Below are 15558 nucleotides of genomic sequence, written 5' to 3'. Positions count from 1 at the left end.
TCGCGTCGACCGCGCGAGGCGCACTCACCCGACCGGGGCAGCGGAAACATGCGAAACCTCGCAAACCACCACAAGGTGGGTGGGGTGTCCCGCATTGCCGAACCGGAGGTCCACGTGAGGGGTCAGCAGCCACCCGGGGGAGTGGAACGCGCACGGCTGCGCGCCGGCGCGGCGGCCTTCACCGCCCTCACCGCCCTCGCCGCCACGGGCCTGGTCGCGGGCCCCGCCTCCGGCGCGCCCTGGGCCGGCCCCTGCGCCCTGCCCCGTACCACCGCGCACCACTCGCTCGGCCTCGACACCTGGAACGACGCGTATCCGCGCCCCGCCCGCACCCTCGACGCCGTCATGATCTTCCTGTCGTTCCCGGACGCCACCCCGCTCACCACCCCCGCCGAACTGGCCGCCGACCACTTCCCTGCCACCAGCGACTACTTCGCCCGCTCCTCCTACGGCCGGTTCACCCTCCGCGCGCACCCCCAGGCCACCTGGACGCCGATGCCGCGCGCATCGACCTCCTACGCCATACGGCGGGACTGGGACCCGGGAAAACGCGCCGCCTATCTGCGGGACGCGATCGCCGCCGCCGACGAGACCGTGGACTTCTCGCGGTACGACATCGTCTACCTGGTCGCCGACCCCGACGCGCCCGGCGTGGACTCCGACGCCACCAAGGTCGTCAACCTCGAACGGCCCCTGGAGGTCGACGGCGCGGGCATCGAGCGGGTGGTCACCGTCTTCGAACGCCACCCGCCCGACCGGAACGTCCTCGCGCACGAGACCGGTCACGTCTTCGACCTGCCCGACCTCTACCGCCGCCCGGCCGACGGCAGGGGCGACTGGGACACCCACGTCGGGGACTGGGACGTCATGGGCAGCCAGTTCGGGCTCGCCCCCGACCTCTTCGCCTGGCACAAGTGGAAGCTCGGCTGGCTCACCCGCGCCCAGGTGACCTGCGTCCAGGGCACCGAACCCCGGGTGGTCGGTCTGGAGCCGGTCGCCGCCGGGCCCAGCGCCGGCGGCAGCGTCGGTACCCGGCTCGCCGTCGTCCGCACCGGCCGGGACAGCGCCCTCGCGATCGAGGCCCGCGCCGCCACCGGCAACGACACCGACACCTGCACCGAGGGGGTCCTCGTCTACCGGGTCGACGGCGGTGCGGCCTCCGGTGACGGTCCGGTCGAGGTGGTCGACGCCCACCCCGCCACCGAGGCCTGCTGGGAGCGGTCCGTCTACCCGCCGCTCGCGGACGCCCCCCTGGAGGAGGGCGAGGCGCTCACCGTGCCGGGCACGCCGGTCCGGGTGGAGGTCGTGGAGCGCACCCGCACCGGCGACTGGACGGTCAAGATCAGCCCGGCCGCGACCCGCTGAACCCCGCCGCGGCCTTCTCCGGAGCACGAAGAAGCCCCCCGCCTGCGCGAGGGGCTTCTTCTGTCGGTGCGCCGCCAGGGACTCGAACCCCGGACCCGCTGATTAAGAGTCAGCTGCTCTAACCAACTGAGCTAGCGGCGCCTGCTGACGTCGTAGACATTAGCACCCGGACCGGCGGGAGGAAAAATCGATACCCGCACGTCGGCGGCGGAGGCCGCCCGGACGGCCCGCACGCACGCCCACAGCACGACCTCGGGCCCGGGCAGCCACGGGTACCGGGTGTCGGGGGCGACCAGCCAGCGCGGCCCCGCCGTACCGGCGGGCGCGAGCGCCGGCACCGTCACCGCGTCCCCGACCCCGAGGCAGAGCGGCCGGGGCACGGCGTCGCCCCACTCCTCCCACTCCAGGAGCGCCGGTAGACGCTGGGCCGTCCCGGGCGCGGCGAACAGCAGCATCCGCCCCCGGTGGACGGCGACCGGCCCCGAACCGGGCCCCTCCTCCCACAGGCGGTCCAGCATGCGGCGCCCGAAGACCGGGTCCACGTTGACGACGTCGAAGAGCGTCCCGCAGGGCAGCACGGCCGGTGAGGCCGGCCGGGCCTCCCAGCGCTCCAGGGCCCCACCCCGGTCCCCGGCGGCCGAGGCCAGCCAGGCGGCCCCCGCGGTGGTCACCCGGGCGGTCTGGTGGCGCCCGTCGTCGCCCTCGCGCAGGAAGCGGAAGATGTCGTGCGGGGTCTCGTCGCGCAGCCAGGTCGTCATGCGTCCACATCTACCCGGGGTGACGATCCGGTCGCCGAGAGTTCCGGAAATCCCGGACAGGAGCCCCGGCGGGGGAGTACCGTACGCCCCGCATATGCCAGACGGCCGGTGCCTCCGGACCGGTCCGGCCCCGCCCGGCGACCCCTTCGTGCGCCCCCGGCCCCCGGCCGCCCCTCAGTCCTCCGCCGGGCGTCCGTTCGTACGGATCAGGTCGCGGCCGAACTCGATCATCTTGCGGGCGTAGTCCTCGGTCCACTCCGCCCGCTCCGCCACGGCCGCCACCGTCAGCCGGTCGAACCGCTTCGGGTCGGCCAGCTGCGCCGCCGCCACCGCCTGGAACTCGATCGCCCGGTCCGTCGCCGCCCGGAAGGCCAGCGTCAGCTCCGTCGCCCGGGCGAGCAGCTCCTTCGGGTCCTCGATCGACTCCAGGTCGAAGAAGTGCTCCGGGTCGGCGGTCGCCTCGGCAGGCTCGAAGATCAGCGGAGTCGGCCTGAGCCGCCGCTGACCGCTCCGTTCCGCGGATTCCGCCATCGCACTTCTCCTCCTCGCGCACACGGACGGCCCGGAACCCCGGGCCGTCCTCCATTGTCCCGCGCCCCGCAAGGGCGCGTCGTGGCCCACGCTCCGGGCCCCGGCCTCACGGTGACCAGCTCACCCGGTGCTCGGCCAGATGGGACAGGACCGCGTGGTTCGCCTCCCAGCCGTCCGGGAACTTCACCGTGACGCCCAGCTGCACCGGCTCCGTCGACGGATGCTCGTCCAGCAGCTCCGCCACGCCCGCCCGGCACACCACCACGCACGCGTGGCGGTGGCGCGAGGCCAGCACGCACAGACGGCCCGTCTCCAGGTGGAAGGCGGTCGCGTCCGGGCGCCCGGAGAGCGGGTGGAGGACGACCGTCACGTCGTACTCGCGCCCCTGCAGACGGTTCGCCGTGTCCACCGTCACCCCCGACACGCCCAGCTCCGTCAGCGCCGCCCGCACCGCCGCCGCCTGGTCGCGGTGGGCGGTGCCGACCGCGATCCGGTCCGGGGTCAGCGGCACCGGGTGCTCCGACCGCTCCGAGACCGCCGCCCCGCCCCGGTCCAGGAGCCGCCGCACCACCAGGGCGACCGCGCCGACCGCCTCCGGGTCGGTGCGCGGGGTGTGCCGGGCCGGCAGTTCGAGCAGCCCCCACCCCGAGGCGGCGGCCTCGTCCAGGACCCGGTCCGGACCCGAACCGTCCGAGGCCACGCCGAAGGAGAGCCGCCGGTCCCCGTGGCCGGTACCGCTGCGGAACGGCGTGTACGGGTAGAAGGCGTCCGACACCAGCGGCGCCGCCGAGGCGGGCAGCCGCCAGGACACCGGCAGCCGGTGCTGCGGCAGCTCCGGGTTGTGCGCGAGCAGGGTGGAGACGGCCGAGGCCGACGGGTCGTACGAGAGCCCCGCCCACTGGTCCGCGCCCACCACCGAGAACGGGTCCAGCTGCCCCGGATCGCCCACGAACAGCGCCCGCTCGAAGAGGCCCGCCACCGCGAGCAGCGCGTCCGAACGCATCTGGTACGCCTCGTCCACGATGGCGTACGACCACGGCTCCACGTTCTTCACGTGCGCCCACTTCGCGGCGGTCGAGATCACCACCGGCAGCCCGGTCAGTTCCCCCGGCTTCGCCGACTTCCGGACCTGCGGCAGGTCGTCGAGCGCCTTGTCGTACGCGTCGCGGTCGTTCGAGTGGAGCCGCCCCACCTCCAGGTCGGGCTGCTTCTCGGCCAGCCGCAGCACCAGGTCGTCCACCTGGGCGTTCGTCTGGGCCACCACCATCAGCGGCCGTCCGGCGGCCGCCAGCTCCAGGGCCGCCCGCACCACCAGGGTCGACTTGCCGGCGCCCGGCGGGGAGTCGACCACCACACCCCGGGAGGTGCCGTGCAGGGTGTCGGCCAAAATCGCGGACGTCGCCCGCGCCGCCTCGGCACCGGGATCGAACAGGGTCACAGCAGGTCCTCGGGGGTCACGGCGTCGGGCAGTTCGGCGGTGTCGGCACCGGCGGGCGGCCCGCCGTGCGTCCAGGGCGTCTCGTCCGGGTCCGGCAGCCGCGGCCCCACCCGCTGGTCGTGCTCGAACAGGGTCCAGGCCAGCAGCTCGCCCTTCTCCGGCACCGAGCCCTCGGCCGGCTCCTTCGACCGGCCCATCCGGTCGAGCAGCCGCAGCACCAGCGCCCCGTCCTCCTCGTACCGGACGAACTCCGCCGCCTGCGGCTTGCCCTCCAGGGAACGGAAGACCTTCACCCCCTCGGCCAGGTGCGGCCGGTCGTCCGTGCGGACCGTGAGCAGCGGGCGCGGCGCCGGCCGCTTCGACTCCGTCCACGCCATCGTCACCTCCACCACCTCGGCGGCGAACGCCTCGCCCGCGAGCCGGCGCCCGGCCAGGACCAGCGGATCGTCCAGGGCCTCCTGCGCCTCCAGCTGCGCCTGCGCCCGCTCCCGGGCCGCGAGCTTCGCCGCCGCCGCGACCGCGCTGTCCCGGCGCGGCTGGGGCGGCTCACCCGCGGCGACCCGGTCCCGGTGGGCGGTGAAGGACCAGCGGTCACCCGTCCAGCGCTCGGCCACCCGGGCCCCCTCCGGCAGCCCGCGCAGCAGCCCGAGCGCCCGCCACACCGCGTCCCACGTGGGCTCCAGCTGGGAGGCGACGAGGCGCCGCAGCTCCCGCTCGGCCCGGTGCAGCCCGGCGAGACCGCGGTCGGCCGCCTCGCCGTCCTCGGCCGCGCCGAGCGCCTGCCGGGCCCGGTCGTAGCGCTCGATCGCGGGCGCGAGGAGCCGGTTGTCGAAGGCCGGATCGGTGGCCGGCCCGGCCGGCGGGCACAGGAGCCCGCCGTCCGCGTCCCGGCCCAGCTCGGCCCGCAGGGCCGCCTCCGCGCCCGACGCGCCCTCCGGCGGGTCGATCCAGGCGAGCAGCGCGGCCAGGTGCTGGTCCTCCAGGGAGGACTGGCCGGTCGCCCAGTGCCGGTTCAGCAGGTCGGTCGCCGCGAGCAGCAGGGAGGAACCGGGCACCCGGGCCCGCTCCCCGTAGTGGGTCAGCCAGCGCCCGAGCAGCGGCACCCGGGGCGGCGCCGGGAACGGCGCGTCCGGGTCCTGCTCGGCCGTCCGCCGGAAACGCATGGACCGCCCGAGGAGCCGTACGTACTCGACGCCCGCCCGGCTCGGCACGATCAGCTGCGGCGCGTCCGCGCACAGCTCGGCCTCGACCCTGGTCCGCCTGCCGGTCGCGGGATCCGTCTCGTTGCGTTCGACGATCTCCACGACGTCCGTGTACGCGTCGAGGTACGGCAGGACCTCCTCCGCCAGGTCGGCGAGGAACGCGAACCGCAGCTCCCGGTCCCGGGGCTGCGGCACCACCAGGAGCCGGGGCCGCTCGGGATCGGTGCCGACCAGGGCGCCGAGCGGGGCGCCCGCCTCACCGGCGGTGGTCAGCGGGACGAGGACGAGCGGCCGGTCGGACAGGTGCCGGTGCCGGACGGTGGCCAGCGGCTGCGCACGCCCGGACTCCACCGCCTCCAGCCGGGCCAGGGTGGCGATCAGCGACATGCGGCGGCCCCCGTCCCCGCGAGGGCCTCGTCGCGCAGGGCCCGGGCCCTGCGCAGGGCCGCCACCGCGGGATCGCCGGGGTCGCCCTCCTCGCCGCGCGCCGCCGCCAGCACGGCGCCGACCGTGGTCAGGCCGCCGAGCTCACCCCGTACCGAACGGCCCAGGGTCTCCACGGCGCCCGCCTCACGGGCGCGTGCCCGGCAGTGGAAGGCCAGCTCGCAGGCGGACAGGCACTCCGGGGCGTAGGCGTGGGGCACGCACTCCACCGCCTCGGCCAGTTCCGCCGCCGAACGCTCCGTCACATCGAAGCCGGTGCCTTCCGGCAGCGCGTCCGCGATCTCCTCGATGCGGGTCAGCCGGGCCAGCTGGCGGCGGGTGACCGCCCGCTGCTTGCGGACGTCGACCCGGGAGGCCGTGGGCGCGTTGGAGAAGTCCCGGGGGCAGACCAGCAGCACCGTGTGCGCCACCTCCGCGCCCTCGGTCACCGCCGCCGTCCGCTCCAGGGCCAGCACGTACACGGCGGCCTGGCGGGCGGCGGCGCCCACCTTCGCCGCGTCGGCCGCGCCGTCGATCATCGGGAAGGACTTGATCTCCACGACCGTCCACCGCCCGTCGGGACGGACCAGGACCGCGTCGGGCTCCAGGTACACGGGCGATCCGGCCACCTCCAGGACCAGCATGGGATGGTCGAGCAGCGACCAGCCGCCGGCGGCGGTCGCCTCCCGCAGCGCGAGCGCCGTCCGGGCGGCCCGCCCCTGCGGCCCGGACGCCGCCAGATCCGGTACGGAGACGGTGCCGGGGTCCTCCACGCCGAGCAGGCGCAGCAGCTCGCGCCCGCCGTCCGCCTTGACCTTCGCCTCGAAGGAGTTGCCCCGCACGATCGCGAACTGCGACTGCCCGAACGGCGCCGGCGAGCCGAGCTTGGAGGCCAGGGCCGCCTTGTCGACACCCGCCCCGTCGAGCAGGGCGCGCCGGCGGCAACCGGGGTTGGCGGCGAGCGCCGCCAGCGCCCGCGCGTCCAGCGGGCGCGGCGCGACCGCCGGTCCGCGCAGCTCGGCGAGCAGCTGCCGGAGGGGTGGCTGCGGCGATCGGGACGGGCCGTGGTCCAGGGAAGTGCTCACCCGTGGAAGTCTCGCATCCGCCACCGACAACCGGGGGCGGTTCCGCCACGGAGCCGGCCGCCGTGACGGGTACGGGGCCCGCCCCGGCGGGTGCCGTACCGGCCTGGGCGATGATGGAGGGGAATCCCTTGAACCGTGAACCTCTGGAGAGCCCTTCCATGGCACCGCGCATCCTGCTCGCCCGGCACGGCCAGACCGAGTGGTCGCTTCTCGGCCGGCACACCGGCAGGACCGACATCCCGCTGCTCGACGAGGGCCGGCGCGGCGCGAAGCTGCTCGGCGAGCGCCTGCACCGGGGGCCGTGGCAGGGCCTGCCCGGCGTCGAGGTGCGCACCAGCCCGCTGGTCCGGGCGAGCGAGACCTGCGCGCTCGCCGGCTTCGCCGACCGGGCCGAGCCGTGGGACGCGCTCATGGAGTGGGACTACGGCGCGTACGAAGGGCTGACGCCCGCGCAGATCCACGAGCGCCGGCCCGGCTGGCTGATCTGGCGCGACGGCGTCCCCGAGGGCGAGACGCTGGAGCAGCTCTCCGCCCGCGCCGACGAGATCGTCGCCTGGGCGCGCTCGGCCGACCGGGACGTCCTCGTCTTCGCCCACGGCCACATCCTGCGCTCGATCGGCGCGCGCTGGCTGGGCGAGGACGTCTCCTTCGCCTCCCGCATCCGCCTCGACCCGACGAGCCTGTCCGTACTCGGCTGGGCGTACGGCGCCCCGGCGATCGAACGCTGGAACGACACGGGCCACCTGGAGCGCTAGGCCCCCGGGCCGGGGCCGCCGCCGTGCTGGCCGGCCCGGTCCGGTAGCGCGCCGCCGAGTCCTGGCGCGGAGCCACTCGGTGCCTGAACCGACCGCGCCGGGTCGCTTCCGGGTCCCGGCCCCGGCCACCCGCGTCCGGCCCCGAGCCGTACCGCCGCCGCTTCTCAGTACGCGGCCAGGACCCGGCGGGTGTCGGTGAGGAGGCCGTCGATGCGGGCGGAGGCGATGCCCGCCAGGGACTCCTCCACGCGGCGGGCCTCCGCCTCCGCCTCGTCCGGGCGGCCCGCGCGGGCCAGGTTTCCGGCGAGCTGCGCGCGGTAGAGCGCGAGGTTGCGGGCGAAGTGCGGGTTCTGCAGGACGGTGGCGCGGTGGGCGTGGCGGGCCGCGCGGCCCCAGTCGCCCAGCGCCGACCAGCAGTGCGCCTCCAGGGACTCCCGCTCCGGTTCGCCGAAGAACGACATCCACTCGGGGTCGTCGTCGGCCGTGCCCCGCTCGAAGTGGGTGTGGGCGCGGCCGAGGGCCTCCTCGCAGGCCGACCGGTCCCCGAGGCAGGCCCAGGCGGCGGCCTCCCGCAGGCAGAGCAGGGAGAGCAGCCGGGCCGAGCCCAGCGGCCGGGCCGCCCGCAGCCCGGCCTGCGCGGCGCGGACCGCTTCGCGGTGCCGGCCGGTGTCCCGGGCCAGGAAGGACGTGTTGCAGAAGGCGTGGGCCTCCAGCGCCGCGTTACCGGCGACCCGCGCGGTGGCGAGCGCCTCGGCGTAGTGGGAGCGCGCGTCCTCGTGGCGGCCGGAGTCGTGCGCCAGCCAGCCCACGGAGAGCGACAGTTCACCGGCACCGGCGTGCAGCCGGTCCTCGGTGGAGCGGCGGGCCGTGGTTCCCGCGTCCAGCAGGGCGTAGGCGCTGCGCAGCGGCTGCGCGGCGACCTTGTACAGCCCGTCGCCGCCGTGCCGGTCGTCCAGCAGCCGGATCTGGCGTACGGCCTCCTCGACGGCCCGCACCTCGGCCTCGCCGATCCGGTGGCCGCTGCCGCGGGGGGCGGGGATCGCGACGGCCGTGCCGCCGAGTCCCAGCGAGGCGGCCGCCAGGGCGGCGGTCCCGCTCGTCATGAATGCGCGACGCAGCACGTCGCTCTCCTCATCGTTCCGGGTCGTGACGGCGGGGGGCGGTGGCACCGCGGCCGTGAGCGCCTGCCGTCGGCCGCGCACCGCCTCCCGTGCGGAGAAGCCCAGGTCGGCGAGGGTCAGTCCGGGGAACATGTGCAGGAAGACCCGCTCGTACGCGTAGTTGGGGCAGCGGATCTCGCCCGCCTCCACGCGCCCGATGTAGCGGGCGTCGCACGCGACCTGTTCGCCGATCTCCCGCGCCGCCCGGCGGACCGCGGCGGCGAACTCCGCCGGCGAGTGCTGTCCGCGGAGCCGCCGGAAGGCGAGATTGGGAACTGCCCGTGACATGGCCATGGCCGAGCCCTCTCCTGGTGCTGCCGGGTGTTCCGGCGGCAAGAACGTACCTGCTGTGACCGGATGCGTACGCTGAGTTTGACCACAAAGCGGATATCTCGCCCGCGATCTGCCATGAACTGCCATCCTTTGCGGCGGCGTGCCGCCGTAGCCGTTGACGCGTACGGGCGTTGAACCGTATGGAGAGACGGAACGCGTCTCCTCCGGAGCGAGGAGGGGTCCCCCATGTCGGAGATCGGATCGCAGTCGGCCGCCGCCACCTGGCCCGCGCCCGCCCCGGAGACCGGCGCGGCGCCCCCCGCCACCGGGCCCGCCGGCCCCTGCGACCTGGTGACCGTGCCGGTCCGCCAGGGCCTGGAGGCCGTCGACATCCTGCGGCGCGGCGGTGCCCCGGTGGTCGGGCCGGTGCTGCACGACGGGGACTGCGACACCCTCGGCTTCCTGGTGCCGCCCGGGACGGCGGCCGCCTGGGACATGCCGGGCAGCGCCTGTACGCAGACCTCCGGCCGGGGACTGCGCCTGCCGGAACTTCCCGAACTGCCCGAACCGGCGGGCGACGCGCCGCGCCCGGCCGGCTGGCTGCTGCCGCCGGGGGACAGCGGCACGGTCACCGACCCGGCGGTCCTGCGCGAGGCCCTCGGACAGGCGGCCCGCATGATCGAAGCGGCCGACGGCTGCCGCTGACCCGCTGATCCACCCGGCACCCGTCTTCGCGGAACCCGCCGGCGATCGCCACGGAGCCGCACCACCCGCCGTCGCAGGACGTCGCACCGCGCACGTCACGCCCGCCACGCCCGTACCGGCCCCAGGTCACCGACCCGCTCCCGGCCCGGGCCTTCCGTCATGCCCGCAGCACGCCACGGCCCACGCTCCGGGCGCCGGCCGCCTCCGGGGCACCGGCACCGGCCGGGCGCGGATAATGGGGCCGTGGCCAGGAACAAGCAGCGGGACCGGGCGGCCGGAGCCGCGTCCGTCGTCGAGACCGTCGACGGCGGCCTCGCCGAACTCATACCCGACCGGGAACGGCCCCGCGCCTGGACGCTGCTCATCGACGGCGCCCCCCAGTCGCACGTCGATCTGGACGACCCGGCCCACCTCTCCTTCGAGTACCAGCGGCGCCTCGGCCACGTCGCCGACCTCGCCGCCCCGCCGAACCGGCCGCTCCAGGCCGTCCACCTCGGCGGCGGCGCCTTCACCCTCGCCCGGTACGTCGCCGCGACCCGGCCCCGCTCCACCCAGCAGATCGTGGAGATCGACGCGCCGCTGGTCCAGCTGGTCCGGCGCGCCCTGCCGCTCGACCCCGGGGCCCGCGTCCGCGTCCGGTCCACCGACGCCCGCGCCGGGCTCGGCAAGGTGCCGGACGGCTGGGCGGACCTGATCATCGCGGACGTCTTCAGCGGGGCCCGCACCCCCGCCCACCTCACCAGCACCGAGTTCCTCACCGAGGTACGCAGGGCCCTGCGGCCCGGCGGTCTCTACGCGGCGAACCTCGCCGACGGCCCGCCCCTGGCCCATCTGCGCGGCCAGGTCGCCACGGCCGCGGGCGTCTTTCCCGAACTGGCGCTCGTCGCCGACCCGACCGTGCTGCGCGGCCGGCGCTTCGGCAACGCGGTGCTGGTCGCCTCCGACCGGGAACTCCCGGTCGCGGAGCTGACCCGCCGGGTCGCCGGCGACCCGCACCCGGGCCGGGTCGAACACGGCCGCGCCCTCACCGACTTCACCGGCGGGGCGGCCCCCGTCACCGACGCCGGCGCCAAGCCGTCCCCCGTGCCGCCGCCCTCCGTCTTCCGGTAGGACGGGACGGCGACTACGCCCGCCGGTCCTCGATCTGCACGCGGGGCGCGGTGTCGTGCCACACGCAGAACACCGACTGCTCCCGGCCGTCGCGGGTGAACGTGACCCGGATCCAGGACGGCTGCTTCCACACCTGCATCCGCCAGCCGGACGCGGGCGTCGCCGACACCAGCTCGGCCGAGGACTCCCCGAGATCGAAGGTGACCCGGCCGCCGTCCACCGTGTAGCCCCGCGCGCGGGACGGCGGAGCGGCCGGCGGGGTCGTCGCCGGCGCCGCGGGCGCGGACGACGGAGGAGCGGAGGACGGTGCACGGGTGCCTGCGCCCCCGTCCCCCGACGGTTCCGGGGTGGCGGGGCCGGAGGAGGCCGGCGACGGCGGCGGAGGCGAGGAAGGAGGCGGGGAGGGGCGGTGGGTGGAGGACGCCCGCTGTTCCTCGCCGCCGGTGGCGACGGCCGGCAGGGGCAGCGCGCGGGGCGGGTCGTAGGCGGTGCCGGCCAGCACCGTGTGCACCCCCCACCAGGACAGGGTGACCGCCGCGCCGGTGGCGAGCGACCAGGCCAGCGCGTGCACGAGTCCTCTTCGCATCCGGGCCATACTGCACCACCCCGCGCCGGCGCGGGCGGTCGGGTGGACCCGCGTAGCCCGTCCCCCGGATGGCGTACGGTGCCGCCCATGGCAAGTGTGCTCGTGGTCGAGGACGACCCGTTCGTGCGCTCCGCCCTCATCAGGCACCTGACGGCGCTGCCCGCGGAATCCCACACCGTACGGAGCGTCGGCACGGCTCTGGAGGCGCTGCGCGAGGTCGCCCATGTCCGCTTCGACGTCGTGATCCTGGACCTCGGACTGCCCGATCTGGACGGGGCCGAGGCGCTGAAGATGCTGCGCGGCATCACCGACGTACCGGTGATCATCGCGACGGCCCGGGACGACGAGGCCGAGATCGTACGGCTCCTCAACGCGGGTGCCGACGACTACCTCACCAAGCCGTTCTCGGTGGACCACCTCTCGGCCCGGATGGCCGCGGTCCTGCGCAGGGCGCGGGCCGGGAGCGGGGAGGTGCCCCCGTCGAGGGTGCTCAGGGTCGGCGGGCTCACCGTCGATCCGTTGCGGCGTCAGGCCGAACTGGACGGGGCCGTGCTCGATCTGACCCGGCGCGAGTTCGACCTGCTGGCCTACCTCGCCGGGCGGCCCGGCGTGGTCGTCCCGCGCAGGGAGCTGCTCGCGGAGGTGTGGCGGCAGGCGTACGGGGACGACCAGACCATCGACGTCCATCTGTCGTGGCTGCGCCGGAAGCTGGGCGAGACGGCGGCGCGCCCGCGCTACCTGCACACCCTGCGCGGGGTCGGGGTGAAGCTCGAACCGCCCCGGGAGGCCGGGGCGGGGGCGGGAACGGGCCCGGACGGCGGCGCGGGGCCGCGCTCGTGAGATGGGCCCTCGTCAAGGTGGCCCTCGCGGTCACCGTCATGGTCGTCGTCGCCTTCGCCGTCCCCCTCGGCCTGGTCGTCGCCGAGATGGCCCGCGACCGGGCCTTCTCCAACGCCGAGCGCAAGGCCGCCGGTCTCGCCCCGGTCCTCGCCATCACCACCGACCGCGCCGAACTGGAGAGGGCCGTCGCCACCACCGAGGACGGGGCCGCCGGGCGCCTCGCCGTCCACGTGCCCGGTGCCGGGCCGGGCGGGCGGGCCCTGGAGATCGGCGCCCGCCGGGCCGGTACGGCCGACCTCGCCACCACGCGCGCGCTCGGCCGCGCCTCCATCACCGAGGTGCCGGGCGGCTTCGCGCTGCTCCAGCCCACGGCGGTCGGCAGCGGCCAGGTCGCGGTCGTCGAACTCTTCGTGCCCGAGGGCGAGGTCAGCAACGGCGTCGCCACCGCCTGGCTCGTTCTCGCCGGGGTCGGCGCCGCCCTCGTCGTCGGTTCCGTCGCCGTCGCCGACCGGCTCGGCGTCCGCATGGTCCGGCCCGCCCAGCGCCTCGCGGGCGCCGCCCACGACCTGGGCGAGGGGAAGCTCGGCGCGCGCGTCCCCGAGGAGGGGCCGCCGGAACTCAAGTCGGCCGCCGTCGCGTTCAACGCCATGGCCGACCAGGTCGTCCAGCTGCTCGCCAACGAACGCGAACTGGCCGCCGACCTCTCCCACCGGTTGCGCACCCCGCTCACGGTGCTGCGGCTCAACGCGGCCTCGCTCGGCTCGGGGCCGGCCGCCGACCAGACCAGGGCCGCCGTCGAACAGCTGGAACGCGAGGTCGACACCATCATCCGTACGGCCCGGGAGGCGAAGCCGCAGACCCAGGCCACCGGCGCGGGTGCGGGCTGCGACGCGGCCGAGGTGGTCCGCGAGCGCATGGGGTTCTGGTCGGCGCTCGCCGAGGACGAGGGGCGCCGGGTCCGGGTCGCGGGCGTGGACCGGCCGGTCCGCATCCCCGTCGCCCGGCCCGAACTCGCCGCCGCGCTCGACGCGCTCCTCGGCAACGTCTTCCGGCACACCCCGGAGGGCACCGCCTTCTCCGTCGACCTGCACAACGGCGAGGACGCCGTCATCGTCCTCGTCTCCGACGCCGGCCCGGGCATCGCCGACCCGGCCGCCGCGATCGCCCGCGGCAACAGCGGGGAACGGGCCGGTTCGACCGGGCTCGGCCTGGACATCGTGCGCCGCATGGCCGAATCCACGGGCGGCGACGTCAGGATCGGCCACTCGGTGCTCGGCGGCACCGAGGTCCGCATCTGGATCGGTCTGGGCACCCGCCGGGCCGGTGACTCCGGTGGCCGCCGCGGCCGCAGGACGCCGCGCCGCGGCCGGCGCCCCGCGGCGGGCGTCCGGGGGGCCTGACCTTTCGTCGAGCCGATGCCCGCCTTAAGCGGACCCTAAGAAACCGCCTGGGGCCGCCGGGGCGCCCCCGCCCCCGCTAGCCTGCCGCCGTACCTGTCGAAGACCCCGCCCCGCACCCGTACGCCTGTCCCTCCACCGCCCCGAACCGCCGCCACCCCTCCCCCTCCCCCCACGCCGCGCGCCCCGGCCGGTACCACCCCACCGCCGGCCGGGGCGCGCTCCCGGTCCCGCTCAGCCGGCCGCCCGCGCGGTCCTCCACTCCTCCTCGTAGTCGTCGAAGATCCTGCGCAGCTGGTGGCCGATCTTCAGGTAGTCGAGGTCCTCGAGATTGGCGAGCGAGACGCGCACGGACCACTCGGGGCCGTCGAAGCCGCCGCCGTTCAGCAGGACCACGCCGGTCTGTTCGGCCAGCCGGAACAGCGGGTCCACCGGCTCGTAGTTCTTCACCAGGAAGTCCGCGAAGTCCTTCCCGTGCACCCGTTCCGCCTCCGCGAGCAGGTCCAGCTCGACGTAGTACGCGGCCCGCAGCGGATCGTCGGCGATCTTCATCCGCGCGCCTTCGAGGAGCAGATCGAGCCGCCGGCGCACGATCCCCCGGATCCGTTCCTTGTACACCTGGCCCTCTTCCAGGAGGTCGAAGAGGGAGAAGAGGACCATCATCACCTGCTGCGGGAGCGAGAGCCCGGCGGTGTGGTTGAGCGCGACCTGGCGCGAGTCGGCGACCAGCCGGTCGATGAAGCGGATCTTCTCCGGCTCCAGGCTGAGCGTGCCGTACCGCCGGTTCAGGCGCTCCTTCTCCTCCTGCGGCAGGTTCGCCAGCATCTCGTCGACGACGTTGTCGTCGTTCAGGCCGATGACGCCGAGGCGGTGGCCGGTGCAGCCGTAGTGCTTGGAGTACGAGTAGACGAGGAGCGTGTTGCGGGGCAGGTCGGCCGCGAGCGAGCGGAAGCCCTCCACGAAGGTGCCGTACACGTCGTCCGTGACGATCAGCAGGTTCGGGTTGCGGGTGGCGACGATCTCCCGCAGCTGCGTCGTGACCCGCTCGCTCAGCGCCAGGGACGGCGGGTTGGACGGGTTGACGACGCAGACCAGCTTCACCGACGGGTCGGCCAGCTTCTCGATCTCCTCCGCCGGGTAGCGCCATTCGCGCACGCCCGTTCCGGCGAACCGGGACGCCTCGACCTGGACGACGTCGAACGCGTACGTGTCCAGCTCGGGGATCTCGATGTACGGGGTGAAGACCGGCACCATCAACGCGATCCGGTCGCCCTTGCGCAGGATCCCGTTCTTCACCAGGGAGTCGAAGACGTAGCACATGGCGGCCGTGCCGCCCTCGGTGGCGAACAGCGACAGGTTGCCGGCCGGCGGCCGTCCGCCGAACACCTCGTCGGCCAGGTACCCGCGCACGACCTGCTCGGTGTGGGTGAGGATGCGGTCCGGTACGGGGTAGTTGTCGCCGATCGAGCCGTCGGTCAGCTCGTGCACGAAGGCGTCCTTGTCGAAGCCGAAGCGTTCCACCGCGTACTCCACGCACCGCCGGAGCAGGTCGATGCCCGGCAGGTCCGGGTGCCGCCGGACGAAGGCGTCGAAGCGGGCGCCCGAGCCTGCGCGCTCCGGCATGCCGCCGAGGTCGTCGGCGGTCCACACCCGGCGGGACTCCGAGAGGGCGAAGTGGCCGAGGGCCAGGAAGGCCTCCCGGGGGCCGGTCGCGACCCAGTTGGGGTTGCCGCGGCCCGCGTTGAGCATCTGCGTCTGCGAGGTGCCCTTCTGGCCCGGCTCACCGGCCTGCGCGGCCTGTGCGATCCGGATGAAGGTGTCCTTCAGCTCGAACGGCGAGAGCTGCGCGAAGGCCCGGATCTGCTCACGGGTGAAGGTGGTCTGGGGCACGGCGGGGTGTCCTTTCCGTCCGTCGGGGGCGGGAGCGGGC

The 15558-nt window shown here is 75.4% G+C and carries 14 protein-coding genes and 1 tRNA gene; 6 read left to right on the top strand and 9 right to left on the bottom strand.

The genetic code is table 11. From position 1 onward, the window contains the following. The first annotated feature begins 114 nt into the window (after positions 1-114). The gene (locus tag ACFY60_RS08595; protein WP_388609230.1) at positions 115-1365 is read left to right on the top strand and encodes a M6 family metalloprotease domain-containing protein; all 1251 of its coding nucleotides are present in this window, start codon (positions 115-117) and stop codon (positions 1363-1365) included. A gap of 67 nt (positions 1366-1432) precedes the next feature. Here ACFY60_RS08595 and ACFY60_RS08590 read toward each other — a convergent pair. From ACFY60_RS08590 to ACFY60_RS08565, 6 genes are all read right to left on the bottom strand, one after another. Beyond that, positions 1433-1506 (bottom strand) — tRNA-Lys (locus tag ACFY60_RS08590). Beyond that, on the bottom strand, positions 1497-2123 hold the full coding sequence (locus tag ACFY60_RS08585) for a hypothetical protein (protein ID WP_388608975.1): 627 nt from the start codon (positions 2121-2123) through the stop codon (positions 1497-1499). The genes ACFY60_RS08590 and ACFY60_RS08585 overlap by 10 nt, the downstream gene beginning before the upstream one ends. A gap of 174 nt (positions 2124-2297) precedes the next feature. Then, a complete protein-coding gene (locus ACFY60_RS08580; protein ID WP_388608973.1) occupies positions 2298-2654 on the bottom strand; it encodes a hypothetical protein in 357 nt (118 codons plus the stop codon). A 106-nt stretch (positions 2655-2760) separates the two neighbouring features. After that, positions 2761-4092 carry an AAA domain-containing protein gene (locus tag ACFY60_RS08575; protein WP_388608971.1) on the bottom strand — a complete coding sequence of 444 codons (1332 nt, stop codon included), beginning with the start codon at positions 4090-4092 and terminating at the stop codon, positions 2761-2763. Next, entirely contained in the window at positions 4089-5681 is a 1593-nt protein-coding gene (locus ACFY60_RS08570; RefSeq protein WP_388608970.1) for a hypothetical protein, read from the bottom strand. Before ACFY60_RS08570 ends, ACFY60_RS08575 begins: the two co-directional genes overlap by 4 nt. Then, positions 5672-6802, bottom strand: coding sequence for a hypothetical protein (locus tag ACFY60_RS08565; RefSeq protein WP_388608968.1), 1131 nt, complete (start codon positions 6800-6802; stop codon positions 5672-5674). The genes ACFY60_RS08570 and ACFY60_RS08565 overlap by 10 nt, the downstream gene beginning before the upstream one ends. A gap of 158 nt (positions 6803-6960) precedes the next feature. Here ACFY60_RS08565 and ACFY60_RS08560 point away from each other — a divergent pair, with 158 nt between their 5' ends. Beyond that, positions 6961-7557, top strand: coding sequence for a histidine phosphatase family protein (locus tag ACFY60_RS08560; RefSeq protein ID WP_309052771.1), 597 nt, complete (start codon positions 6961-6963; stop codon positions 7555-7557). Between the two features lie 164 nt (positions 7558-7721). Here the strand turns inward: ACFY60_RS08560 and ACFY60_RS08555 are convergent, their stop codons facing one another. Then, on the bottom strand, positions 7722-9011 hold the full coding sequence (locus ACFY60_RS08555) for a tetratricopeptide repeat protein (protein WP_388608967.1): 1290 nt from the start codon (positions 9009-9011) through the stop codon (positions 7722-7724). 225 nt (positions 9012-9236) lie between these two features. On the opposite strand from ACFY60_RS08555, the gene ACFY60_RS08550 reads away from it, so the two are divergent. Further along, positions 9237-9695, top strand: a complete 459-nt coding sequence (locus ACFY60_RS08550) for a hypothetical protein (RefSeq protein ID WP_388608965.1) — start codon at positions 9237-9239, stop codon at positions 9693-9695. 243 nt (positions 9696-9938) lie between these two features. After that, positions 9939-10805 (top strand): spermidine synthase, encoded by an 867-nt coding sequence (locus ACFY60_RS08545; RefSeq protein ID WP_388608963.1) that lies wholly within the window; start codon positions 9939-9941, stop codon positions 10803-10805. A 13-nt stretch (positions 10806-10818) separates the two neighbouring features. Here ACFY60_RS08545 and ACFY60_RS08540 read toward each other — a convergent pair whose 3' ends face one another. Beyond that, positions 10819-11400 carry a hypothetical protein gene (locus ACFY60_RS08540; protein ID WP_388608962.1) on the bottom strand — a complete coding sequence of 194 codons (582 nt, stop codon included), beginning with the start codon at positions 11398-11400 and terminating at the stop codon, positions 10819-10821. A 78-nt stretch (positions 11401-11478) separates the two neighbouring features. On the opposite strand from ACFY60_RS08540, the gene ACFY60_RS08535 reads away from it, so the two are divergent. Together ACFY60_RS08535 and ACFY60_RS08530 are read left to right on the top strand one after the other, a co-directional pair. Beyond that, positions 11479-12231 carry a response regulator transcription factor gene (locus ACFY60_RS08535; RefSeq protein ID WP_388608961.1) on the top strand — a complete coding sequence of 251 codons (753 nt, stop codon included), beginning with the start codon at positions 11479-11481 and terminating at the stop codon, positions 12229-12231. Beyond that, the gene (locus ACFY60_RS08530) at positions 12228-13631 is read left to right on the top strand and encodes an ATP-binding protein (RefSeq protein WP_388608959.1); all 1404 of its coding nucleotides are present in this window, start codon (positions 12228-12230) and stop codon (positions 13629-13631) included. The genes ACFY60_RS08535 and ACFY60_RS08530 overlap by 4 nt, the downstream gene beginning before the upstream one ends. Before the next feature lie 231 nt (positions 13632-13862). Here the strand turns inward: ACFY60_RS08530 and ACFY60_RS08525 are convergent, their stop codons facing one another. Continuing rightward, the gene (locus ACFY60_RS08525) at positions 13863-15518 is read right to left on the bottom strand and encodes a bifunctional aspartate transaminase/aspartate 4-decarboxylase (RefSeq protein WP_388608957.1); all 1656 of its coding nucleotides are present in this window, start codon (positions 15516-15518) and stop codon (positions 13863-13865) included. Positions 15519-15558 lie beyond the last annotated feature (40 nt).

The organism is Streptomyces sp. NPDC012827 (genome assembly GCF_042900905.1).
In the GTDB taxonomy this organism is placed as follows: Bacteria; Actinomycetota; Actinomycetes; order Streptomycetales; family Streptomycetaceae; genus Streptomyces; species Streptomyces gulbargensis.
This window is presented reverse-complemented; position numbering and strand designations above follow the sequence as displayed.

Excerpts from the sequence above, each read along its gene's own strand:
- ACFY60_RS08585 (WP_388608975.1), bottom strand. The coding sequence starts at position 2,123 with ATGACGACCTGGCTGCGCGACGAGACCCCGCACGACATCTTCCGCTTC.
- ACFY60_RS08580 (WP_388608973.1), bottom strand. The coding sequence starts at position 2,654 with ATGGCGGAATCCGCGGAACGGAGCGGTCAGCGGCGGCTCAGGCCGACT.
- ACFY60_RS08570 (WP_388608970.1), bottom strand. The coding sequence starts at position 5,681 with ATGTCGCTGATCGCCACCCTGGCCCGGCTGGAGGCGGTGGAGTCCGGG.
- ACFY60_RS08560 (WP_309052771.1), top strand. The coding sequence starts at position 6,961 with ATGGCACCGCGCATCCTGCTCGCCCGGCACGGCCAGACCGAGTGGTCG.
- ACFY60_RS08555 (WP_388608967.1), bottom strand. The coding sequence starts at position 9,011 with ATGGCCATGTCACGGGCAGTTCCCAATCTCGCCTTCCGGCGGCTCCGC.
- ACFY60_RS08550 (WP_388608965.1), top strand. The coding sequence starts at position 9,237 with ATGTCGGAGATCGGATCGCAGTCGGCCGCCGCCACCTGGCCCGCGCCC.
- ACFY60_RS08540 (WP_388608962.1), bottom strand. The coding sequence starts at position 11,400 with ATGGCCCGGATGCGAAGAGGACTCGTGCACGCGCTGGCCTGGTCGCTC.
- ACFY60_RS08535 (WP_388608961.1), top strand. The coding sequence starts at position 11,479 with ATGGCAAGTGTGCTCGTGGTCGAGGACGACCCGTTCGTGCGCTCCGCC.